This is a genomic window from Candidatus Kinetoplastibacterium oncopeltii TCC290E (genome assembly GCF_000340865.1).
GTDB classification, from domain to species: Bacteria; Pseudomonadota; Gammaproteobacteria; order Burkholderiales; family Burkholderiaceae_B; genus Kinetoplastidibacterium; species Kinetoplastidibacterium stringomonadis.
This window is the reverse complement of sequence record NC_020299.1, coordinates 551,696-574,552: the sequence shown is the minus strand read 5'-3', so window position 1 is coordinate 574,552 and position 22,857 is coordinate 551,696. Positions and strand designations below refer to the sequence as shown.

At 32.4% G+C, this 22,857-nt stretch carries 19 protein-coding genes and 4 tRNA genes; 17 read left to right on the top strand and 6 right to left on the bottom strand.

The window, feature by feature from the left end; genetic code table 11:
* The first annotated feature begins 44 nt into the window (after window positions 1–44).
* Window positions 45–1,970, top strand: coding sequence for a molecular chaperone DnaK (dnaK, locus tag CONE_RS02630; protein WP_015397198.1), 1,926 nt, complete (start codon window positions 45–47; stop codon window positions 1,968–1,970).
* Between the two features lie 109 nt (window positions 1,971–2,079).
* A complete protein-coding gene (gene dnaJ / locus CONE_RS02625) occupies window positions 2,080–3,201 on the top strand; it encodes a molecular chaperone DnaJ (protein ID WP_015397197.1) in 1,122 nt (373 codons plus the stop codon).
* Window positions 3,202–3,208: 7 nt separating this feature from the next.
* On the opposite strand, the gene CONE_RS02620 is transcribed toward dnaJ, so the two are convergent.
* The gene (locus CONE_RS02620; protein ID WP_015397196.1) at window positions 3,209–3,637 is read right to left on the bottom strand and encodes a DUF1841 family protein; all 429 of its coding nucleotides are present in this window, start codon (window positions 3,635–3,637) and stop codon (window positions 3,209–3,211) included.
* A 248-nt stretch (window positions 3,638–3,885) separates the two neighbouring features.
* Here CONE_RS02620 and CONE_RS02615 point away from each other — a divergent pair, with 248 nt between their 5' ends.
* Window positions 3,886–5,319, top strand: coding sequence for a basic amino acid/polyamine antiporter (locus CONE_RS02615; RefSeq protein ID WP_015397195.1), 1,434 nt, complete (start codon window positions 3,886–3,888; stop codon window positions 5,317–5,319).
* A 34-nt stretch (window positions 5,320–5,353) separates the two neighbouring features.
* On the opposite strand, the gene CONE_RS02610 is transcribed toward CONE_RS02615, so the two are convergent.
* From CONE_RS02610 to trxB, 3 genes are read right to left on the bottom strand one after another with little or no spacing between them, the layout of a single operon-like run.
* The gene (locus tag CONE_RS02610; RefSeq protein ID WP_015397194.1) at window positions 5,354–5,686 is read right to left on the bottom strand and encodes a DMT family transporter; all 333 of its coding nucleotides are present in this window, start codon (window positions 5,684–5,686) and stop codon (window positions 5,354–5,356) included.
* A gap of 4 nt (window positions 5,687–5,690) precedes the next feature.
* Complete coding sequence (locus CONE_RS02605; RefSeq protein ID WP_235043351.1) at window positions 5,691–6,317, bottom strand: Smr/MutS family protein; 627 nt, start codon at window positions 6,315–6,317, stop codon at window positions 5,691–5,693.
* Entirely contained in the window at window positions 6,283–7,242 is a 960-nt protein-coding gene (gene trxB / locus CONE_RS02600; RefSeq protein WP_015397192.1) for a thioredoxin-disulfide reductase, read from the bottom strand. The genes CONE_RS02605 and trxB overlap by 35 nt, the downstream gene beginning before the upstream one ends.
* A 50-nt stretch (window positions 7,243–7,292) precedes the next feature.
* Here trxB and CONE_RS02595 point away from each other — a divergent pair, with 50 nt between their 5' ends.
* The 3 genes from CONE_RS02595 (at window position 7,293) to serS (ending at window position 12,648) form a co-directional block, all read left to right on the top strand.
* Window positions 7,293–9,746, top strand: a complete 2,454-nt coding sequence (locus CONE_RS02595; RefSeq protein WP_015397191.1) for a DNA translocase FtsK — start codon at window positions 7,293–7,295, stop codon at window positions 9,744–9,746.
* Entirely contained in the window at window positions 9,739–10,353 is a 615-nt protein-coding gene (gene lolA / locus CONE_RS02590; RefSeq protein WP_015397190.1) for an outer membrane lipoprotein periplasmic chaperone LolA, read from the top strand. The genes CONE_RS02595 and lolA overlap by 8 nt, the downstream gene beginning before the upstream one ends.
* Window positions 10,354–11,304: 951 nt before the next feature.
* The gene (gene serS / locus CONE_RS02585) at window positions 11,305–12,648 is read left to right on the top strand and encodes a serine--tRNA ligase (RefSeq protein ID WP_015397189.1); all 1,344 of its coding nucleotides are present in this window, start codon (window positions 11,305–11,307) and stop codon (window positions 12,646–12,648) included.
* A 12-nt stretch (window positions 12,649–12,660) separates the two neighbouring features.
* On the opposite strand, the gene CONE_RS02580 is transcribed toward serS, so the two are convergent.
* A tRNA-Ser gene (locus tag CONE_RS02580) sits at window positions 12,661–12,751 on the bottom strand.
* Window positions 12,752–13,353: 602 nt separating this feature from the next.
* On the opposite strand from CONE_RS02580, the gene CONE_RS03830 reads away from it, so the two are divergent.
* The 6 genes from CONE_RS03830 (at window position 13,354) to pnp (ending at window position 19,998) form a co-directional block, all read left to right on the top strand.
* The gene (locus tag CONE_RS03830) at window positions 13,354–13,521 is read left to right on the top strand and encodes a hypothetical protein (protein ID WP_235043350.1); all 168 of its coding nucleotides are present in this window, start codon (window positions 13,354–13,356) and stop codon (window positions 13,519–13,521) included.
* A gap of 424 nt (window positions 13,522–13,945) precedes the next feature.
* A complete protein-coding gene (gene ilvB / locus CONE_RS02570) occupies window positions 13,946–15,664 on the top strand; it encodes a biosynthetic-type acetolactate synthase large subunit (protein ID WP_015397188.1) in 1,719 nt (572 codons plus the stop codon).
* 13 nt (window positions 15,665–15,677) lie between these two features.
* Entirely contained in the window at window positions 15,678–16,169 is a 492-nt protein-coding gene (gene ilvN, locus CONE_RS02565; RefSeq protein ID WP_015397187.1) for an acetolactate synthase small subunit, read from the top strand.
* A gap of 53 nt (window positions 16,170–16,222) precedes the next feature.
* Entirely contained in the window at window positions 16,223–17,239 is a 1,017-nt protein-coding gene (gene ilvC / locus CONE_RS02560) for a ketol-acid reductoisomerase (protein ID WP_015397186.1), read from the top strand.
* 320 nt (window positions 17,240–17,559) lie between these two features.
* Window positions 17,560–17,829, top strand: coding sequence for a 30S ribosomal protein S15 (gene rpsO, locus CONE_RS02555; protein ID WP_015397185.1), 270 nt, complete (start codon window positions 17,560–17,562; stop codon window positions 17,827–17,829).
* A 63-nt stretch (window positions 17,830–17,892) separates the two neighbouring features.
* On the top strand, window positions 17,893–19,998 hold the full coding sequence (gene pnp, locus CONE_RS02550; protein ID WP_015397184.1) for a polyribonucleotide nucleotidyltransferase: 2,106 nt from the start codon (window positions 17,893–17,895) through the stop codon (window positions 19,996–19,998).
* 3 nt (window positions 19,999–20,001) lie between these two features.
* Here the strand turns inward: pnp and CONE_RS02545 are convergent.
* A tRNA-Leu gene (locus CONE_RS02545) sits at window positions 20,002–20,086 on the bottom strand.
* 175 nt (window positions 20,087–20,261) lie between these two features.
* Here CONE_RS02545 and CONE_RS02540 point away from each other — a divergent pair.
* The 5 genes from CONE_RS02540 (at window position 20,262) to CONE_RS02520 (ending at window position 22,707) form a co-directional block, all read left to right on the top strand.
* Window positions 20,262–20,349 (top strand) — tRNA-Ser (locus CONE_RS02540).
* A gap of 82 nt (window positions 20,350–20,431) precedes the next feature.
* On the top strand, window positions 20,432–21,409 hold the full coding sequence (locus CONE_RS02535) for an NAD(P)H-quinone oxidoreductase (protein ID WP_015397183.1): 978 nt from the start codon (window positions 20,432–20,434) through the stop codon (window positions 21,407–21,409).
* 37 nt (window positions 21,410–21,446) lie between these two features.
* Window positions 21,447–22,190 carry a triose-phosphate isomerase gene (tpiA, locus tag CONE_RS02530; RefSeq protein ID WP_015397182.1) on the top strand — a complete coding sequence of 248 codons (744 nt, stop codon included), beginning with the start codon at window positions 21,447–21,449 and terminating at the stop codon, window positions 22,188–22,190.
* Window positions 22,191–22,211: 21 nt separating this feature from the next.
* Window positions 22,212–22,550: a preprotein translocase subunit SecG gene (gene secG, locus CONE_RS02525; protein WP_015397181.1), complete on the top strand. Its 339-nt coding sequence runs from the start codon at window positions 22,212–22,214 to the stop codon at window positions 22,548–22,550.
* A gap of 72 nt (window positions 22,551–22,622) precedes the next feature.
* Window positions 22,623–22,707 (top strand) — tRNA-Leu (locus tag CONE_RS02520).
* Window positions 22,708–22,857 lie beyond the last annotated feature (150 nt).

Sequence of the window (22,857 nt, the reverse complement as noted above, 5' to 3'; positions counted from 1 at the left end):
AGAGACATTATTTATATTATATAATTTATTAAGGCAAATATATTATGGGAAAGACTATTGGTATCGATCTTGGTACTACAAATAGCTGTGTTGCTGTTATGGATGGTAGCCAGATCAGAATTATAGAAAATTCTGAAGGGGCTCGGACAACCCCTTCTATAGTAGCATATATGGAAGATGGAGAAGTTCTAGTTGGTACTTCTGCAAAAAGACAAGCCGTTACTAATTCTAAAAATACTATTTATGCTAGTAAGCGTCTAATTGGTCGTAAATTTTCTGAAAAAGAGGTACAGAAAGATATAGATCTTATGCCTTACTCTATAGTTAAGGCTGATAATGACGATGCTTGGATAGATGTCAGAGGTAACAAAATAGCTCCTCCGCAAGTATCTGCTGAAATATTGCGCAAAATGAAAAAAACAGCAGAAGATTATTTAGGTGAAGAGGTAACAGATGCTGTTATAACAGTACCAGCATATTTCAACGATAGTCAAAGACAGGCAACAAAAGATGCAGGAAGGATAGCTGGACTTAATGTTAAGAGAATTATAAATGAACCAACTGCAGCAGCATTGGCTTTTGGTTTAGATAAATCAGAAAAATCTGATAGAAAAATAGTGGTATATGATCTTGGTGGTGGTACTTTTGATGTTTCTGTTATTGAGATAGCTGAGATAGATGGTGATAAACAGTTCGAAGTTCTATCTACTAACGGAGATACCTTTTTAGGTGGTGAAGATTTTGATCAACGAATCATACAATACATAATAAGCGAATTCAAAAAAGATCAAGGTTTAGATTTATCAAAAGATGTTCTTGCTTTACAGAGGTTGAAAGAAGCTGCCGAAAAATGCAAAATAGAGTTGTCTTCATCACAACAGACAGAGATCAATTTACCTTATATAACTGCAGATTCCTCTGGTCCTAAGCATTTAAATATGAAAGTTTCTCGTTCAAAGTTAGAGTCCTTAGTGGAGGATTTGATAATCAGAACAATAGAACCTTGTAAAACAGCGATTAAGGATGCTGGCATATCAACATCAGATATAGATGATGTGATCTTGGTGGGTGGTATGACACGCATGCCTAAGGTTCAAGATAAAGTTAAGGAATTTTTTGGTAAAGATCCTAGAAAAGATGTTAATCCTGATGAAGCAGTTGCTGCTGGAGCTGCTATACAAGGAGCTGTACTATCTGGAGAACGCAAAGATGTTCTGTTACTCGATGTCACGCCATTATCTCTTGGCATAGAGACTCTTGGCGGAGTCATGACAAAAATGATACAGAAGAATACAACAATTCCAACAAGATTTTCTCAGGTTTTTTCCACGGCTGAAGATAATCAACCTTCTGTTACGATAAAAGTTTATCAAGGAGAGAGAGAAATAGCATCTGGTAATAAAGCTCTAGGTGAATTCAATTTGGAAGGTATTCCTCCATCCTCAAGAGGAATACCACAAATAGAAGTAACTTTTGATATTGACGCTAACGGTATTTTGCATGTTTCTGCAAAAGACAAGGGTACTGGCAAAGAAAATAAAATCACAATAAAAGCTAATTCTGGATTATCTGAGCAAGAAATTCAAAAAATGATCAAAGAGGCAGAGATAAATGCAGAGGAAGATCATCGTATTGCTGAATTAGCCCTAGTGAGAAATCAGGCTGACAGCTTAATACACTCCACCAGAAAAGCATTAGATGAGCATAGTGATAAATTGGATTCTTCAGATAAAGATAATATAAATAATGCTATTAAAGAGTTAGAATCTGCTTTAAATGATTCTGACAAAGCTATTATTGATTCTAAAATATCTGCTCTGGCAACAGCTTCTCAAAAACTTAGCGAAAAAATGTATTCTAGTATGCAAAATGAAACTCAAAATAAGACGTCTTCAGACGATAATGATAAATCACCTAACAATGAAGATGTTGTTGACGCAGATTTTAAAGAAGTAAAACGAGATCAATAGTATTTTGTGAATGACTTCGGCCGCCCGATAGTTAATTTTTGATTGTCGGGCTTTTTATTTTTTAATTAATTTCTAAATATTTCTTATATGAGAGATATTATAAATATATATGGCAAAAAAAGATTTTTATGATGTTTTAGGTGTGACAAGAGACGCATCTGACCAGGATATAAAAAAGGCGTACAGAAAGTTAGCCATGAAATATCATCCTGACCGCAACCCAAATAATAAAGAAGCTGAAGAGAACTTTAAGGAACTTAAAGAGGCATATGAAGTTTTAGAAGATAAAGAAAAACGTGCTGCTTATGATCGTTTTGGTCACTCATGGTCAGAACAGCAAAATATGAATCATGCTTATAGCAACAGTGGTGGATTTGCTGATGCATTTGGTGATATTTTTGGTGATATTTTTGGTTCCTCTGGAATGAGAGGCAACGATGGCAGTAGAAATAGAGGAGCAGACCTTAAATACAAGCTTGATATTACTTTAGAACAAGCATCTGCAGGATTTAATACAGATATTAATATTCCAAGTTGGGATGTCTGTGGAAAATGTAACGGAAAACGTGTCAAAGAAGGCTCTAGCATTAAGAAATGTAGAACATGCAATGGTAATGGCTCTATACGTATGCAGCAAGGTTTTTTTAGCGTGCAGCAGACATGTAATGTTTGTCATGGTAGCGGTGAGGAAATTAAAGATCCTTGCTCTATTTGTAGAGGTGTAGGCAGGGTAAGATGTAACAAAACTTTGCAAGTTTCGATTCCTGTTGGGATTGATGATGGAATGAGGATACGTCTTTCTGGAAATGGTGACATTGGAATTAATGGTGGGGAGTCTGGTGATTTATATGTTGAAATACATATAAAGCCGCACAAGATCTTTAAAAGAGATGGCGATGACCTACATTGTGAATTGACAATACCTTTCACTTGTGCTGCTTTAGGTGGAACAATACAAGTTCCAACTTTAAACGGTAAAGCAGAAATCTCAATACCTGATGGCACTCAATCTGGCAAGACTTTCAGACTAAAAGGAAAAGGAATACGTAATGTCCGTTCCTCCCATTATGGTGATTTATATTGCCATGTTGCTGTAGAGATTCCTGTTAAACTAAAAGATGAACAGAAAAATATTCTTCGTCAATTTGAGCAATCTCTAAGAGATGAGGGAGGGCATCATTCTCCGCAAAGCAAATCTTGGACCGACAGAGTAAAAGAATTCTTTAGTTAGCATATAACTATGATTTTGATACCATTTCTTTAATTCGCATTAAATATTTGTTTGAATCTAGTTTTATCCCATAATTCTGGCTATCTTTTATCGTCAATTTTAGGCATTTTATTATTTTATGAGCTGCAGTATGTGGATTGTTACTAATAACTAATTTGTTATAAGCTGCTTTTATACCACAAGGTTGATCTATAAGTAATTGTTCTGATACTGCTAAGTGCATTGATAAATGAAGAAATGGATTTGACTCTAAGCAACTGGAATTATAAATATTTTTTATAGATTCTTTGTTGCTGAGGTCAGCATGAAATTGCGGGTGTTCTAAAATCCATGTTGCTGTTGCTTCCTCTATTGGAGTCATGATTTTTGATAATTTTTGTTTATTCCATACTTCTATGAAAAAAGACCTAGCTTGCTCTAACGATGGATTGAACATAATTTCATTAATATTTTTAATAGTTTATAGAGAAGATATTCTATTTAATAAAAATTTGTTAAAACTGGTATTTTAAGTTCTTAAATGGTATACACTTCTGTAAATTGTTACAAATTATTTTTATAATATAAATTTTATATTATAAAAATAATCCAATAATATACAATATTATTACAATAGGATTAATTATCAAAATTGTATATTATAAGTTTGATGATTAATAATATTGTTATACGCGGAGTGTTTATATGAGTAATTCCAATACCCAGAAACTTTCTGTCATGACCTTAACCGCTATGGTAGTTGGTTCTATGATTGGTGCTGGTATTTTTTCTTTGCCTCAAAACTTTGCTCAAGTTACTGGTGTGTTTGGTGCTTTGATAGCCTGGACTATTTCAGGGCTTGGGATGTTGATGTTAGCGTTTGTATTTCAGTCTTTATCTTGCAGAAAACCAAATATAGACTCTGGTGTTCATGCTTATGCTCAGGCTGGATTTGGTGATTATTTGGGATTTTCTTCCGCGTTAGGATATTGGGCTGGTACTTGCTTGGGCAATGTGACCTATTTATTAATAATAAATTCAACAATAGGTTCTGTTTTTTCTATTTTTGGAGATGGTACTACGTTAGCAGCTGTTATCCTGTCTTCTAGTATACTATGGTCATTCCATTTTTTAGTGTTAAGAGGAATAAAAGAAGCTGATTTTATTAACAATATAGTTACTATATCTAAACTTATTCCAATAGTTATATTTATCGTTTTAGTATGTTTTGGTTTTAAATCGGAAATTTTTATTAATAATATGTGGGGTGGAGGGACCTTTAGTTTGAGCGGTGTTTTTGAACAGGTCCGTGGTACAATGTTAATAACTGTGTTTGTATTCCTAGGTATAGAAGGAGCAAGTGTATATTCTCGCTATGCTAAAAACAGAAAAGATGTCGGTGTAGCTACTTTATTAGGTTTTCTTGGTGTTTTGTTGTTACTAGTGTTAATAACCATATTATCATATGGAGTTATGGATAGGTCAGAGCTAGCCTCATTACGTAATCCATCAATGGCTGGTGTATTACAAGCTGTTGTCGGAGAATGGGGAGCTATTCTTATAGGAATAGGTCTCTTGGTCGCTGTTTTAGGTGCTTATCTTTCCTGGTCTCTTCTTGCAGCTGAAGTTTTATATACAGCTGCAGTATCAGGAACCATGCCTTCTTTTTTGAAGAAAGAAAATGAAAATAGTGTCCCATCAGCATCACTATGGATGACAAATATAACTATACAGGTTTTTTTGATAGTTACGATGCTTGCAAGAGAAGCTTTTACTTTAGCTATAGAATTAACAAGTTCTATGAATCTAATACCATATTTATTAGTAGCTGCTTACGGTCTTAAACTAGCAACTACGGGAGAGTCATATAGTATTTCAGAAAAAAAACAGAGAACATTCGACTTATTTTGTGGTTTTATGGCTACTGTCTTCGCTACATGGTTGCTATATGCAGGTGGTCTAAAGTATTTACTATTATCTTCTGTTTTGTATGGTCCAGGAACGGCTTTATTTGTAATGACAAAATCAGAACAATCTAAAATAGTTTTTAGCAAATCAGAATGGCTAATTTTCCTTATAGCTATGATTGGTGCTATTGTAGCCATATACTATTTAATCACCGGTTATATCGTTATATAGACCAACCATAAAAGCTAAGGTTAATAAAATTTTTCTAATTTTCTATATTAACCTTAGAGAATACATTCATTATTACCACTCCTAATACAATTAAAACTATCCCAGCTATAGCTGGAGTGTCTAATGTTTGTTTAAAGAAAAATACACCTATTAACGATACAAGTATAATTCCAACACCGCACCAAATAGCGTAAGCTATGCCTACAGGTATTTCTTCTAATGTCAATGATAGGAAATATGTGGATACTATGTAGAAAAAACATGTGAATAATGATGGCCATAGTCGAGTAAAACCAATGGAATTCTTTAAAGCTACTGTTGCAAATAGTTCAGTTATTATTGCTATAGTTAGGTATGTGAATTTCATTATATTAGCTTTCATTTTTGATTTTACGTAAAAGCACAATCAAAGCTCCAGATCCGCCATTACGTTCTGCTGCTTCAGAAAATGCTCGAATTTCTGTTGTCTGTACTAACCAAGAGCGCACTTTACCCTTTAATATCGGTCCATTTTCTGGGGAAGATCCATACCCTTTGCCATGAATAATACAGATACATCTAACATTGTTTTCTATACAGCGCCCAATAAAATTTATAAAAGCCGATCTAGCACTTTCTATGCATAGACTATGCAAATCAAGACTTGCTTCTATTCTCCACTTCCCGAACTTTAAGAATTTTACTATATTTGGATTCAAATTAGGTCTGACGTAAGCTCTACCACTATCAAACAAAAGATGATCTACAGACAACTCATCAGATAATTCGCCGTTAATTATATCATAATTATAAATACAAGTATTTTTATGATTATATTGCAATTGATTATTATTTTTGATCTTAAATTCGTCTTGTATTTTTGTTTCTATAAATACATTATGTTTTCTTGTTTTAGTTGCTTCAATAACATCCAATTTTTTATGAAATTTATAATAATTTTGAGCAATAGATAGTTTTATATATTTAGCCTTCATTTTTCTCAAGCCATCTTTGAGCATCTAGAGCAGCCATACATCCAGTCCCAGAGCTAGTGATTGCTTGCCTATATATGCTATCTTGCACATCTCCTGCTGCAAATATTCCTTCAATTGATGTCATTGTTTGAAAGTTTTTGTCATTCTTTTGAGTAATTATGTAACCTTCTTCTGTTTTCATTAAATTATTAAATATATTTGTATTAGGGTTATATCCTATAGCAATGAATACTCCATCTGTTTCGATATTTTCTAATGAGTTATTTTTAGAGCCAGACAGTACTACATTTGTAACTTTATCCTTATTTCCCTCTATTTTGCTAATAGTATAAAATGTTTTAACTGAAATCATATTCTTAGAAACTTTGTCCTTAATTCGATCAAGTAGTATGGGCTCAGCTCTGAATTTATCATGTCTATGTACTAGTGTTACACTACTGCATATATTAGATAAAAATAATGCATCTTCTATAGCTGTGTTTCCACCTCCAACAATAACTACATTTTTACCTTTATAGAACATCCCATCACAAGTTGCACAATAAGATATTCCCTTTCCTAAAAATTCTTCCTCAGATTTAAGGCCTAATTTTTTTGGAGATGATCCGGTAGCTATAATAACTGATTCGCATATGTAATCAGTACCACTATCTCCATTTAGTAAAAATGGTCTTTTTGATAGATCAGCATTTATAATATTGTCTGGAATTATTTCTGTATTGAATTTCTCTACATTATTTAAAAAAAGACCCATAAGATCAGATCCACTGATATTATTATATTCTGTTGGCCAATTTTCTATTTCTGTGGTGCTCATTAATTGACCACCTTGATTTAGTCCTGTAATAATGATAGGGTCAAGATTAGCTCGAGCTGCATACAATGCAGCTGTGTATCCAGCAGGTCCAGACCCAATTATTAATATTTTGGTTTTTTTAGTTTTGCTCATAAAATATCCCTTTATGCTAATCCAACATATATCAAATTAATTTTATCAACATGTTTCGTATATTTAATTTTATCTCTAAGAAAATACGTATTCTAAATAATATTAGATTACCATTTTTTATAAAAAATTCTGCATTATTTTGTGAAGCGGCATTAATATTTCTTGTATTTTCATTATCATGGTTAATGCTAAGCTTATTCTCTTGGGATTCTAATGATAATTTTGTTCTTCATGGTCAGGTTTTACACAATTCAATAAATAATAACGGTGGTTTTGTTGGTGCTTATGTGTCAGAGATATTTTTTCATCTGTTTGGCTTCTCATCTTTCTGGTTTGTTTATTTATTGTTCGGATGGATACTTGTTATTTATTCTAGACTTTCTAGTTATTTTAGAAACAATGATCAATTATCTAGTTTTTTCGAAATTTGTTTTTATTTTGAAAGCATAATAGGCTTTTTATTATTGCTTTCAGGAACATTAGGAATGGAGTCAATATTTTCTAATTTTATAGAGAATAATATTGATCAAAGATTTTCGGAAATCTGTAGATCTGGCTGTATTATAGGTAACTATTTATCCGACTACTTAGTATTTTTAATAGGAATGGCTGGATCTATTCTTCTTTTAACAGTTATGATTCTAACTGGTTTTAGTTTATTTTTTTGTTTTTCCTGGTTATTATTTTTTGAAAAAGTTGGTTTTTTTATTGAAGATTTCATCAAAAAATCTAAATATATATCTATATATATATTTAGGTATACAAGCAAAATTATTCAACAATATATCAATTATTTATATGAATTTTTTCATAAAAAAAGAAGTGTAAATAAGAATGAAACAAGATTAAACAGCGATAAAAATATTTCAAATAAAATAATCAATAAAAATGATATTGTCATGCACGACAAGTTTGTCAATATTGCAAAAATTGAAATTAAGGATCAAGAAAACAAAGTACAGGATCAAGAAAACAAAGTACAGGATCAAGAAAACAAAGTACAGGATCAAGAAAACAAATTGCCATCATTAACGTTATTAAATTCATTGAAACATAAGGATATAAATGTTTCATCTGAGGATATAAGTTTAGTATCTAAATTAATAGAAGGAAAATTAGCAGATTTTGGTGTAACTGTAAGAGTAGTGTCAGCAAAAGCTGGTCCTGTTATTACTAGATACGAAATCGAACCGGCAATTGGAGTCAAAGGAAGTCAGATAGTTGGTTTGGCTAGAGATTTAGCGAGAGCACTAAGTGTTGCTAGTATCAGAGTTGTTGAAACTATACCTGGTAAAAATCTGATGGGATTAGAATTGCCTAACATAAATCGTCAATCTGTATATTTGTCAGAAATAATTAGTTCTTCTGTATATAATTTAGCAAGATCTACTTTAACTATGGCTTTGGGTAAAGATATTGCTGGAAATCCAGTAACAGCTGATTTAGCTAGAATGCCTCATCTTTTAGTTGCAGGCACTACTGGATCAGGTAAATCAGTTGGTATAAATGCCATGTTGATATCTTTACTATATAAATATGATTCTTCTATTATTAGATTAATTTTAATAGATCCTAAAATGTTGGAAATGAGTGTTTATGAAGGTATACCACATCTTTTGACTAATGTTGTTACTGACATGAAAAAAGCAGCAAACGCCTTGCGTTGGTGTGTTAACGAGATGGATAAAAGATATTGTTTAATGAGTAAAATGGGTGTTCGCAATATTTCTGGTTATAACGAAAAAATAAAAGAAGCTTCTTTATCTAATGAATTTATTTATAATCCTTTATCAATTAATAAGGATGATCCAGAGCCACTGCAGCTAATGCCTTCTATAATTGTTGTTATAGATGAGTTAGCTGATCTTATGATGACGTCTGGAAAAAAAATAGAAGAGTTAATAGCAAGACTTGCTCAGAAGGCAAGAGCAGCTGGTATACATTTAATTTTAGCCACACAGCGTCCTAGTGTCGATGTTATTACTGGCCTGATAAAAGCTAATATACCAACACGGATAGCATTCCAAGTTTCATCAAAAATAGATTCGCGTACAATTTTAGACCAAGCCGGCGCAGAAAATTTATTAGGTCAAGGTGACATGTTGTACCTGCCTCCAGGAGTCGGTTTTCCAGTACGTATACATGGAGCATTTGTAAGTGATGATGAAGTGCATAGGGTAGTTGAATCATTGAAGTCTAACGGAGAGGCTAATTATATAGAAGAGATTTTAGATTATGGAGAATCATCAACAAATTCTGATGGAATAAATTCTGTAACAGGGATAGAAGGATTCGAAAACGATCCTATGTATGACAAAGCTTGTGATATAGTATTGAAAAATCGTAGAGCATCTATTTCTTTGGTGCAACGTCATTTAAGAATTGGTTATAATAGAGCTGCGCGCTTATTAGAGCAAATGGAAAAAGCTGGAATTGTTTCTTCTATGCATTCTAATGGTAATCGTGAGATTTTAGTAAACTTGTCAGATCAGAGAAATGAATAATTTAATTAAACTTTTATATGTTTTTGCTATAGTTTTCTGTTGTCAAGCAAGATCTGAAAATACTGATAATAGATTAGATTTTCTAAAAGAAGTAAGAAGTTTTTCATGTGAATTTAAGCAGTCTATAGTTGATCCTAAAGGTATTGTAAAGTCTTATAATAATGGTTTTTTAAGATTCAAAAAACCAGGTAAATTTCGGTGGGAAATTGTAAATAATAGTAGGCAGTTAGTTGTATCAGATGGTAAAAATATATATCAATATGACTCTGATTTATGTCAGGCAATATCAAAAAATATCTATGAAACATCATTAGCTTTTTTTATGGACATGTTATCTTCTGACAATTTAGATAAGTTTGTTGATATTAAATATTCTTATAATCGTGATGATATGTATTGGCTATCAGTTACAACTAATGATTTGAGTAGTGGCTTTAGAGTAATAGATTTTGGATTTGATGATAGATTTATATCTAAGATTCATTTGCTTGATGTTTTTGATCAAAAGTTTGTAATTGAATTATCAAATATTTTAATTAATAATGAATTGCCGGAAGATTTGTTCGAATTTATTCTCCCTTCAAATGTTGATTTAGTTGAAATGTAAATTATCTTTATAAATCTTAAAATGATTAGTTTTAACAATTAGCATAATAATTGTATTTTTGATTAAAAATTCTAGATTATGTTATTAGTTAATGATTTTTTACGAATAAATAAAACAATAAGAGTTGATATAAATATTAATAAATTACATTATATGATTTTTAATATTTAATATGGTATATGCAAGATTATTAATCTATTATATTTATATATAAAATACATAATTTGATAGTTTTCATCAAAATTTATTTCTTAAAAATTTGAAAAATTCTGTATTAATCATAATAGTAGCTTCTACTAATAATACTTTTTTAAGATTAACCACGCTTTAACAATTTATGTTTTAAATAAATTTAGTAACAATAATTTATTTCTATTGTTCAAAATTTTTTTAAAGATTTGATAAAGAACGTATTCAAGGTAGGTAAGATATAGATGCTGCTTTGCATTGATTAACTATTTCATCTTCAGTATCATATCTTTCTAGGTATTTAACTAACATTGCTAAAGCAGATACTAAAGCAATTTACTTTATTGTAGTAAATTGCATAAATTATATCAATAATCACGGAAGTGATAATTTGCATTAGCAAATGATTTTGTTTATATGTCTTTTGGTATCATATCGAATTCTGTATATAATGATTTTAGTTTAGCGTGTAAATATGTTTAGACTGATTCTGAGAGCTGTATAAACATGCTTACGAAATTCTTCAAAAAACTATAGATTTATATAGATAGTATAATTATGCACAAGAATGTTCGAATGCTTATGTTCCTTCAGAACAAAACTATCATAGATAGGATCAAGGAGCAATTTTATTTCCCAAATAGCTATGTTTAGAGCAAAAGATAAAAAAATATCTTTCTTTAAGGTTTTAAACATAGGAAATGATAGCAAAAAAATGTTGCTAGGATTGTTTTTTTAATTTTTTTATATTTATAGAGCAAAATGTTAGATACTAGTCTTTTACGTAAAGAATTAGAGCGGATAGCAGGTTTATTAAAAACACGTGGATTCTCTCTAGATATTAAAAAGTTTGAATATTTAGATAATTGTCGTAAAAATATTCAACAAGAAACTGAAATGTTGCAATCCAAAAGAAATTATTTAGCAAAACAGGTTGGTCGGTTAAAAGCTAAGGGACTAGACGTTGAGGATCTAATATCTGAGTCTCAGGCTATACCAGCTGCCCTTAAAAATCTTGAACATAAACTATCGTCGTTGAGTGATGATATAAATGATTTTTTATATGCTATACCTAATATTCCTCATTCCAGTGTTCCTATTGGATTAGATTCTACAAACAATATAGAGATACGTAGATGGTTTCCTGAAGGAATGTCTATAAATAGTGAACCAAAACCTTTTGATTTCGTTCCTAAAGACCATGTTACTTTAGGAGAGTCAATTGGTTTAGATCTTGACCTGGCTTCTCGTATGTCTGGTTCTCGTTTTTTATTCATGAAAGGCAAGATAGCTCTGTTGCATAGAGCGCTATCACAGTTTATGTTGGATTTGCATACTAAGAATCATGGCTATGAGGAATGTTATACTCCATATATAGTAAATGCTTCCACTCTTTTTGGAACTGGTCAATTGCCAAAATTTAAAGAAGATATGTTTGCAGTGAAGCAAGGTGGTTTAAAACATATCGAGCCATTAGAAAATGATAAATTTAATGAAGAACAACAATATCTTATATCAACATCAGAGATAACATTAGTTAGCTCGGTTTCTGGATCTATAGTATCTGTAGATAGTCTTCCTATTAAGTTAACTGCGCATACTCCATGTTTTAGATCTGAAGCTGGTAGTGGTGGACGCGATGTTAGAGGATTAATTCGTCAACATCAATTCGATAAAGTTGAATTGGTGCAAATAGTACATCCAGATTCTTCATACGAAGCTCTGGAGATAGTATTAAGTCATGCAGAGAGAACTTTGCAGCTTTTAAGTATACCATATAGAGTAATGTCTCTTTGTTCTGGAGACATAGGTTTTTGCTCCGCAAAAACTTATGATTTAGAAGTTTGGCTGCCTTCACAAAACAATTGGAGAGAAATTTCTTCTGTCTCAAATTGTGAAGCTTTTCAAGCAAGAAGAATGAAAGCTCGTTTTCGTGACAAAAATGGAAATATCAACTATCTTCACACTATAAACGGATCTGGTTTAGCCATTGGAAGAGCTTTAGTTGCCGTACTGGAAAATAATCAACAATCAGATGGTAGTATAGTAATACCAATTGTCCTACGACCATATATGGACGGGATGGAAGTTATTATTCCATCATAATATTAATATAACTGGCGGAGAGAGTGGGATTTGAACCCACGGTACACAAACAGTATACTCCTGATTTCGAGTCAGGTGCATTAGGCCACTCTGCCACCTCTCCAGAATTATTATATAAAAACTGTTCTATAGCTCTAATGTTTAGTTTACTCGATGATACTAATACGTTGTTTATATATAGTCAATCAGGTTTTTTTACAATTTTTGTCTTAAATCGCAAAATGTTATTTTTTATTTGTAATTATTTTATAGTAAAGATTAAATATTGTTTTTACTTTCTCTTTGTTTAGTCGAGATTACATCTGAGACAAAGAAAATTGCAAAATCATTTTTTTAAAAGAAATTTTTTTAGAGTTGAAATAATTAATTGAAAAATTATTGCTTGAATTATCTATTATTTTAAAAATAAATGTAAATTTAGCTTCGGTTATTTTTGATTATTATTATGCGAATTTTGATAAACTTTCAAAGCTTCCTGTATTGTTTATTTTTAATGGTAAAGTTTATATGTTATTCGATATATAATTTTGCTTAGTATGGCAATATAATTTATTTATAAAAATTGAGATTTTCATTATATATTAAATTTTATATTGTAAAAACTTATTTATAACCTGGAATAATTTTTTATTAAATTTGTCATGCAACAGTGCATACTTTAATGTTATAGATTTAAGTAAATTTAATGTGCAATTAGTGAATTACATGTTTCAAGAATACAAAATTGATAGGTGGAAAGTTATAAGCTTAAATGGAAAAATATTGAAATATTTAATTTCTAAGTATGTCATAGATAACATACCAGAGAATATCAATGCTTTAAAAAGCTCTTATAAATTCTATAAATATGATAGTAATATTTCTAACAATTAATATTTATTTTTTAGAAAAATCATCATAAGTAATAGTTTTTTGATAAATTATCTTATTCATTTTTTAGGAAATAGTTTATAATCTAGCCTGATGCAACGAATAGTTGCTGGTTTTTCATATATTCCTGTTTTTTATCATAAAACAGTGATTTGATTTATGGAATTTTGTATATCATTACAATAGTTGCTTTTGTTTATGTCATAAGCATTTGCCGAAGCTTTCATTTCGATCTTGTACGTCATTGACGGTTGTTCGGTGTTCCAAGATAAACTGATTTTTGTTTGTTATCCAGAAGTTGTTTAATGATCTTACGATTTTCATGAAAACATTCGGTATTTTAAGAAACAATTCCTATTTGGTTATCTTCGTTTAGAGGTATAAAAAATCTTTTGGAACAGAACTTGTATTGAAGGGAAAATAAATAATGGAAATGAATGGCGCTGATGTACTTGTACATTGTTTGGCCGAGCATGGAGTTGAACATGTTTTTGGTTATCCAGGTGGAGCAGTTTTGTATATTTACGATGCAATTTTTAAGCAAGATAAATTTCAGCATATTCTTGTAAGGCATGAGCAAGCTGCAGTGCATGCTGCTGATGCTTATTCTAGATCATCACAAAAAATTGGTGTCTGTATTGTTACTAGTGGCCCTGGAGCTACTAATGCTATCACAGGTATAGCAACAGCATATATGGATTCTATACCAATGATCATTATCAGTGGTCAAGTTTCTAGCGATGTAATCGGAGAAGATGCCTTTCAGGAGTGTGATACCATAGGAATTACACGTCCTTGCGTTAAACATAATTTCTTAGTTAGAGATGTAAAAAATCTTGCTGATACTGTGCGACGTGCTTTTTATATAGCAACAACTGGTAGACCAGGACCAGTTTTAATAGATATCCCTAAGAATGTTACTGCTGCTAAATGTAAGTATACAAATGCTAAAGAAGCAGTTGTAATGAGATCTTACGCTCCTGTGATCAAGGGACATCAAGGTCAAGTAAAAAAAGCTGCCCAGCTTCTTCTTTCAGCAGAACGTCCTATAGTATATGTTGGTGGAGGAGTTATTTTATCCGATGCTTCTAGTGAATTAAGGGACTTGTTAGTAAAGCTAGGAGCTCCTTGTGTCAATACTTTGATGGGTCTAGGATCTGTAGCTTTTGATGATCCACAATGCCTTGGCATGCCTGGCATGCACGGTTCTTATGAGGCTAATTTTGCTTTGCAGTATAGTGATGTCGTTCTTGCTGTTGGTACACGTTTTGATGATAGAGTTGTTAGTAATGTAAAACACTTCAACCAAACATCTAGGAAAATAATTCATATAGATATAGATCCATCTTCTATTTCTAAACGCGTTAAGGTCGACGTTCCTATAGTTGGTGATGTTAAGGATGTTTTAGTTGATATTAGCGAACAAATTGATTATTTAAGATCTGTTGATATTAAGCAAGCATCGACAAAAAAATGGTGGGATCAAATTAACGAATGGCGCAGCAAAAATAGCAAGCATTACTCCAACTCTGATAATGTTATTAAGCCACAATTTGTAATAGAGAAGTTATGGGAAGTAACTAATGGTAATGCCATTGTAACATCTGATGTTGGTCAACATCAGATGTGGACTGCTCAGTATTATGGTTTTCGCAACCCTAGACGATGGATAAACTCTGGAGGATTGGGAACTATGGGCGTAGGTCTTCCATATGCTATGGGTGTTCAAAAGGCTAATCCTAATGTCGATATAGCTGTTGTGACTGGAGAGGCATCTATTCAAATGAATATACAAGAGTTATCTACTTGCTTACAGTATAATTTAACTCCAAAAATAATTTGTCTTAATAATCGTTTTCTCGGGATGGTTCGCCAGTGGCAAGAAATTGATTATGGATCTAGGTATTCTCAATCTTATATGGAGTCTTTGCCAGATTTTGTTAAGCTTGCTGAATCTTACGGTCATGTAGGTGTTCGTATTGAAAAACCATCTGATATTGAGCCTGTATTGAGAGAAGCTTTTACTAAGCATAAAGATCGTTTAGTATTTATGGATTTTATTACTGATCGCACAGAAAATGTTTGGCCTATGGTAAAAGCTGGACGTGGGTTAACTGAAATGCTGCTTGGTCCTGAAGATTTATAGAGGATGATTGTATATGAAACATGTTATTTCTGTACTTATGGAAAATGAGCCAGGTGCATTATCCCGTGTAGTTGGTTTGTTTTCTGCTCGTGGTTACAATATTGAATCACTTACTGTTGCTCCTACTGAGGATTCTACACTATCACGTTTGACTGTTGTTACCATTGGTTCTGATGATATCATCGAGCAGATAACTAAACACTTGAACAGATTGGTAGATGTTGTTAAGGTAGTTGATTTTAAGGATGGAGCTCATATTGAAAGGGAGTTGCTTCTCATAAAAGTGCGTGCAGTTGGTAAAGAGCGTGAAGAAATAAAAAGAATGATTGATATTTTTCGTGGTCACATTATCGATGTCACTTACAAATCATATACAATTGAGCTAACTGGCACACAGGGTAAAATACAAGCTTTTATAGATAGTTTAGATCGTAGTGCTATTTTAGAGACGGTGCGTACTGGTCTATCTGGAATAGGTCGTGGGGAAAGAATCCTAAAAGTATAGCTTTTTAAGTAATATTTGATGGATTTATTATTAAAATGACGGAGTGTTTTTTTATGAAAGTTTTTTATGATAAAGATTGTGATCTATCATTGTTGAAAGGTAAGAATGTAGCCATATTGGGCTATGGTTCTCAAGGGCATGCACATGCCTTAAATCTACATGATTCAGGTATTAATGTAGTTGTTGGTTTACGTAAAAATGGTTCTTCTTGGAATAAAGCATTAAATGCTGGTTTACAGGTTAAAGAAATAGTTGATGCTGTGAGATCAGCAGATATAGTTATGATGTTGCTTCCAGATGAAAATATAGCTTCTGTTTATAATGATGTTGTACATGCTAATATTAAGAACGGTGCTGTATTAGCTTTTGCTCATGGTTTTAATGTTCATTATGGTCAAGTTATCCCTCGTAATGATATAGATGTTATAATGGTTGCTCCTAAAGCACCTGGACATACTGTTCGTGGAACTTATAGAAATGGTGGTGGAGTCCCTCATTTAATTGCTGTTTACCAAGACAAGTCAGGTGTTGCTCGCGATATGGCATTAGCTTATGCAAGTGCTAATGGCGGTGGAAGAGCCGGTATAATAGAAACAACATTCCGTGAAGAGACAGAGACTGATTTATTTGGTGAGCAAGCTGTTCTATGTGGTGGCACAGTAGAGTTAATAAAAGCTGGGTTTAGCACATTAGTAGAAGCTGGATATGCTCCAGAAATGGCCTATTTTGAATGCCTCCATGAGCTCAAGCTCATTGTAGATTTGATTTATGAAGGTGGCATAGCTAACATGAATTATTCTGTTTCTAACAATGCGGAATTTGGTGAATATGAGATTGGTCCTAAGGTAGTCACTGATGATACACGCGAAGCTATGCGTCAATGCTTAATTGATATACAAACAGGAGAATATGCTAAAAAATTCATTCTGGAAAATCAAGCTGGTGCACCAACATTGATATCACGTCGTCGTATTAATTCAGAGTCTCAAATTGAACAAGTTGGTGCAAAATTGAGATCAATGATGCCTTGGATTACAGCTAATAAGTTAGTTGACAAGACTAAGAACTAGAATTCAATTCTGTTTTTCGTTTTTTCGGCACATGTCCCGCATTCCGGATATGTGCCGTTTTATTTTAAATAGTATTAATTTTTGTAGTTTTTCTAGCTATAATAGTAATTGTAATAATTTTTATAGTTTTGCTAATTTTATTTCTTATTTTTTAAATTATTTAAACTTACTGTTATAAATCTTTATAATAAATCATAGATTTCAGATTATTTTATAGTTTGTTGTTTGATAAATTGTATATAATGAAAAACTAGTATTATTTTTATTTCAATCACTTTAAAACACCTCGGTTTTAAAGCAAGTTCATCGAAGAGGCATAAATGTCTGTATCAGATATAAAAAAGAGCGATATAGTAGCTCAATTCCAGCGCAGTAATGGTGATACTGGATCTCCAGAAGTTCAGGTTGCTCTGTTAACCGCTCGTATTAACGAGTTGACCCATCATTTCAAAAAACACATTAAAGATCATCATTCGCGCCGTGGTTTATTGAAAATGGTTAGTAGAAGAAGGAAACTGTTGGTTTATTTGAAAGATCGTAATCCTGATTCATACCGTTCATTAATAGACAAATTAGGTTTGCGTAAATAATTATTGATATTATAGTACTGTGGTTAGTTTTTCTAACCACATTTTTTTTAAGGAATATTTGTCATGTTTAATAAAGTGACTAAAACATTCCAATATGGACAACATAAAGTTACTATTGAGACTGGTGAGATAGCTCGACAAGCATCTGGATCTGTATTGGTTTCAATGGGTGAGACTGTAATTCTAGCTACGGTTGTTGCTAGTAGAGAAGTTAAGGATGGACAGAATTTTTTTCCATTAACTGTGGACTATATTGAAAAATCTTATGCTGCTGGAAAAATTCCAGGAGGTTTCTTTAAAAGAGAAGGAAAGCCATCAGAAAAGGAAATATTGATTTCAAGATTGATTGACAGACCGCTAAGACCTTTATTTCCTGATGGTTTTTATAATGATGTACACGTTGTTGTGCATGTTTTATCGGTAGACCCTGATATAGATCCAGATATTCCTTCTATAATAGGATCTTCTGCTGCCTTATGTATTTCCGGAGTTCCTTTCCACGGTCCTGTTGGAGCTGCTCGCGTAGGAATCATAGATGATGTTTATGTCTTAAATCCTACTAAGAGTCAGATAAAATCTTCTAAATTGGATCTAATAGTAGCTGGAACTGCAGATGCTGTTTTAATGGTAGAGTCAAGTGCAAATGAACTTTCAGAGGATTCTATTTTAGAAGCCATTATGTTTGGGCATAAAAATATGCAAATTGTTATTGATAACATTAATGATCTTGTTTCGATAGCAGGTAAAAATAATATAAAGTGGAAACAGACTGTAAAAGATAGCGATTTAATTAACTATATCTCAAAAATTTCTCTAGAAAAATTATCATTTGCTTATAGTCATCGTGAAAAACAAGAAAGACATTTAAAACTAGAAGAAATAAGGTCCTCGGTTAAGGACTCTGTTAAGAACGAATATGTTAACTCTAAGCGTATTGTTCCAAGCGATACAGAAATAAACGGATTGTTGTTTGATCTTGAATCAAAGATTGTGAGAGAAAAAATACTAAATGGTGAGCCAAGGATTGATGGTAGAGATACTCGCACTGTTCGTCCTATAGATATAAAATTAGGGATCTTACCTCGTGCTCATGGTAGTGCATTATTTACTAGGGGAGAAACACAAGCTCTTGTTGTTGTTGCATTAGGCACAAAACAAGATGAGCAGATAGTAGAATCTTTGAATGAAGAATATCGTGACAGATTTATATTTCACTATAACATGCCACCTTTTGCAACAGGAGAGATTGGTAGAATAGGTATTCCTAAAAGACGAGAAATAGGACACGGTTACTTAGCAAAGAGAGCTTTGTCCTCTTTGCTACCTGAGCCCAAAGAATTTCAGTACACAATAAGATTGGTTTCCGAAATAACAGAATCTAATGGATCCTCATCAATGGCTTCAGTATGCGGTGGATCTTTAGCCATGATGGATGCAGGAGTACCTTTCAGTAGTCATGTTGCTGGAGTGGCGATGGGTCTGATACTGGAAGATAGTAAGTTTGCTATATTAACCGATATACTTGGAGATGAAGATCATCTTGGTGATATGGATTTTAAAGTAGCAGGTACAGTAAATGGTATAACTGCTTTACAAATGGATATTAAAATTCATGGTATCACTAAGGATATTATGAAAATAGCTCTAGATCAGGCTAAGGATGGCAGACTTCATATTTTAAGTAAAATGAAAGATAGTATAAATGGTTCGCGTGATGAGCTTTCTTCTTTTTCTCCAAAAGTGTTAAATGTCCGTATTAATCCAGATAAAATCAGAGATGTAATAGGTAAGGGTGGAGCAACAATACGTTCTATAACTGAAGAAACTTCTACACAAATCGATATTTCTGATGAAGGATTAGTTACTATATCGGGTGCTAATGATCATGATGTTCAAGAAGCTCAAAAAAGAGTATCTGAGCTAACGACAGAAGTAGAAACAGGTGGTATTTACGAAGGTAAAGTTAATCGCATACTAGATTTTGGGGCTATAATACAATTATTCCCTGGACGAGATGGTCTTTTACATATTTCAGAAATAGCAAATCATCGCATTCAAAATATCAATGAAGTATTGTCTATTGGCCAAAAAATAAAAGTCAAAGTAATAGAGTCTGATGATAAAGGAAGACTTAGGCTATCAGCAAAATCATTAAACGACATTGATTAATGTTGGTGCACCCAGCCGGAGTCGAACCGGCATGCCTTGCGGCGAGGGATTTTAAGTCCCTTGCGTCTACCAATTTCGCCATGGGTGCAACGCAAAAACATATAAAACAATATTTTGTGTATTGTTATAAGTTTTTTAAATATATCACTGCTTTATAATATATCCAAGAAAATTTAATGCATATACAAAAAATATTGTTTTTTTTATATAAATAAGCTGTTATATAACAACATTACGTAATTATATTATATAATATAAACCTAGGAAGTTTGGCAGAGTGGTCGATTGCACTGGTCTTGAAAACCAGAGATCTGAGAGGATCCCAGGGTTCGAATCCCTGAGCTTCCGCCAATTAATGTTTCATTGTTGAATTATCTTCTGTTTTGGCGCTGATAATCCTCAGTGCTGTTCTTATAAGCTTATTTTTTCTAAAATGAAAGCAATAGAGATTACTAAATTTGGTGGACCTGAGGTTCTTTCTATAGTTGATCGTTCTATACCAGAAATTAAGAGTGGCGAGGTACTAATTAAAGTAGCTGCTGCTGGTATTAATAGACCAGATATCTTTCAGCGCCAAGGACTTTATAAACCTCCTTATGGGGCTTCTGATATTCCAGGACTTGAAGTTTCTGGTGAAATTGTAAGTGGCGATGCTAAACTTGCTGGTCTCTCTATCGGAGATAAAGTATGTGCTTTGATATCTGGTGGTGGTTATGCCCAGTATTGTGTTGCTAATGTCGAGCATTGTTTGCCTATCCCTATTAATGTTAGTTCAGAAGATTCTGCTGGTTTACCTGAAGCATTGTTTACTTCTTGGAGCAATTTAGTAGATAAAGGAAATATAAAAGAAGGTGAATCCTTGCTTATACATGGTGGATCTAGTGGTGTAGGTGTTATGGCAATACAATTAGCTAATTCATTAGGTTGTGATGTATATGCAACTGCTGGCAGTCCTAGAAAAGTTAGTTTTGTTGAGTCCATAGGCGCAATAAAATGTATCAATTACAGGTCAGAAGATTTCGTATCTGAGATAAATAAAATAACTGAAGGTAATGGTGTCAATATAATTCTGGACATGGTCTCTGGAAGCTATTTCGATCGTAATCTAAGCATCCTATCTAAAGGAGGTAGATTACTAATTATTGCATTACTAGGTGGGGTTTTTAGTACTATAAATTCTGGATATATTTTAAAGAAAAATCTTCTTATAACTGGTTCTATGTTAAGGACTGAATCTATTTTATTTAAACATATGATTGCTAGATCATTGCGTAAATTTGTCTGGCCTTTATTATCTAGTGGAGAAATAAAACCAATTACTTATTCATATATTCCATTTGAAGAAGTAATTGAGGCTCATAGATTAATGGAGTCTGGAGAGCATATCGGCAAGATAATTTTAGTTATGTAACATATTTCTGTTAACTCTATAGACTAATATTTTATTTATGACAATTAAAAAATCCAATCGTCTTGTTTTAGGTAACTGGAAAATGAATGGCAATATCTTAGATAATGCTATTTTACTTAATGGATTAAAAAATGTAGATTATTCACTACATTGTGATTTTGGTGTTCTAGTTCCTTTCCCTTATTTATCACAAACTCTCTCAATTTTACATGGCACTAAAATTTCTTGGGGAGCACAAAATCTCAGTATACATAGTTCTGGCGCGTATACTGGAGAAGTTTCTGCTACTATGTTAAAAGAGTTTGGATGTGATTTAGTATTAGTAGGTCATTCAGAGCGTAGGATTTTATATAAAGAGACTAATTCTGATATTGCAAAGAAAGCTTTTGCTGCTTTATCTGTAGGGATTACACCAGTGGTTTGTTTTGGAGAAACTCTTGATGAATTCAAGGCTAAACAAACGTTTAATATAATTGAAAATCAGGTTTCCAGCATACTTGAATTAGGTTGTGAAATAGTATCTAGAATGATATTTTCTTATGAGCCTGTTTGGGCTATTGGTTCAGGATCAGCAGCTAGCCCCGAATATGTACAAGATATACATTTCTTTATAAGGGGAATGCTAGATCAAATAGGAGCTAGTGGTATCAAAATATTGTATGGTGGTAGTGTCAAATCAAGTAATGCTGCAAGTTTTTTTGTTATGCCTGATATAGATGGAGCGTTAGTAGGTAATGCCTCCTTAATAATTGATGATTTTTTAAGTATTACAAAATTATAGTTTTTGAATCTGGAGTTATGGATGTCTTTTTTTTATTTGTTTATCATTCTTTTACAGATTTTATCTGCATTCGCCGTTGTATTGTTCATTTTACTTCAAAATGGAAACGGATCTGATATTGGCAGTTCATTTGGATCGGGTTCAGCATTTAGTGTTTTTGGCTCTTCTGGTTCAGCAAATTTTTTGTCCAAGAGTACTAAGTGGTTTGCAATAATATTTTTTGTTAGTACACTTAGCCTATCATATTTAAATAACAAGTCTTCTACCGATACTGTCAACTCTAGTGTAATGGAGAGCGTAGATAATAATGCTATATTAGAAAATATAGATGATTTTTTAGGGAAAATTGATTTAAAATAATCATATTAATAATGAAAATTTGATTATTGACTGCATTTGATTGTGATAGAATTCATAAAATCTATTTATTAAGCCGACGTGGTGGAATTGGTAGACACGCTATCTTGAGGGGGTAGTGGCGAAAGCCTTGCGAGTTCGATTCTCGCCGTCGGCACCAGAAATGATTGAATAACAATGTAAATACATCTTTTATTCAGTATATTATTTGTTGTTTTGTTGTTTTTTTGTAAAGAGTTTAGAATCTATAAATTTGTAATTTGCATTATTTCGTATAGACTGACTAAGGTTGGCTAGTTTTTAATTAACT

Excerpts from the sequence above, each read along its gene's own strand:
- dnaK (WP_015397198.1), top strand. The coding sequence starts at position 45 with ATGGGAAAGACTATTGGTATCGATCTTGGTACTACAAATAGCTGTGTT.
- dnaJ (WP_015397197.1), top strand. The coding sequence starts at position 2,080 with ATGGCAAAAAAAGATTTTTATGATGTTTTAGGTGTGACAAGAGACGCA.
- CONE_RS02620 (WP_015397196.1), bottom strand. The coding sequence starts at position 3,637 with ATGTTCAATCCATCGTTAGAGCAAGCTAGGTCTTTTTTCATAGAAGTA.
- CONE_RS02615 (WP_015397195.1), top strand. The coding sequence starts at position 3,886 with ATGAGTAATTCCAATACCCAGAAACTTTCTGTCATGACCTTAACCGCT.
- CONE_RS02610 (WP_015397194.1), bottom strand. The coding sequence starts at position 5,686 with ATGAAATTCACATACCTAACTATAGCAATAATAACTGAACTATTTGCA.
- CONE_RS02605 (WP_235043351.1), bottom strand. The coding sequence starts at position 6,317 with ATGCTCAAAGATGGCTTGAGAAAAATGAAGGCTAAATATATAAAACTA.
- trxB (WP_015397192.1), bottom strand. The coding sequence starts at position 7,242 with ATGAGCAAAACTAAAAAAACCAAAATATTAATAATTGGGTCTGGACCT.
- CONE_RS02595 (WP_015397191.1), top strand. The coding sequence starts at position 7,293 with ATGTTTCGTATATTTAATTTTATCTCTAAGAAAATACGTATTCTAAAT.
- lolA (WP_015397190.1), top strand. The coding sequence starts at position 9,739 with ATGAATAATTTAATTAAACTTTTATATGTTTTTGCTATAGTTTTCTGT.
- serS (WP_015397189.1), top strand. The coding sequence starts at position 11,305 with ATGTTAGATACTAGTCTTTTACGTAAAGAATTAGAGCGGATAGCAGGT.
- CONE_RS03830 (WP_235043350.1), top strand. The coding sequence starts at position 13,354 with ATGTTTCAAGAATACAAAATTGATAGGTGGAAAGTTATAAGCTTAAAT.
- ilvB (WP_015397188.1), top strand. The coding sequence starts at position 13,946 with ATGGAAATGAATGGCGCTGATGTACTTGTACATTGTTTGGCCGAGCAT.
- ilvN (WP_015397187.1), top strand. The coding sequence starts at position 15,678 with ATGAAACATGTTATTTCTGTACTTATGGAAAATGAGCCAGGTGCATTA.
- ilvC (WP_015397186.1), top strand. The coding sequence starts at position 16,223 with ATGAAAGTTTTTTATGATAAAGATTGTGATCTATCATTGTTGAAAGGT.
- rpsO (WP_015397185.1), top strand. The coding sequence starts at position 17,560 with ATGTCTGTATCAGATATAAAAAAGAGCGATATAGTAGCTCAATTCCAG.
- pnp (WP_015397184.1), top strand. The coding sequence starts at position 17,893 with ATGTTTAATAAAGTGACTAAAACATTCCAATATGGACAACATAAAGTT.
- CONE_RS02535 (WP_015397183.1), top strand. The coding sequence starts at position 20,432 with ATGAAAGCAATAGAGATTACTAAATTTGGTGGACCTGAGGTTCTTTCT.
- tpiA (WP_015397182.1), top strand. The coding sequence starts at position 21,447 with ATGACAATTAAAAAATCCAATCGTCTTGTTTTAGGTAACTGGAAAATG.
- secG (WP_015397181.1), top strand. The coding sequence starts at position 22,212 with ATGTCTTTTTTTTATTTGTTTATCATTCTTTTACAGATTTTATCTGCA.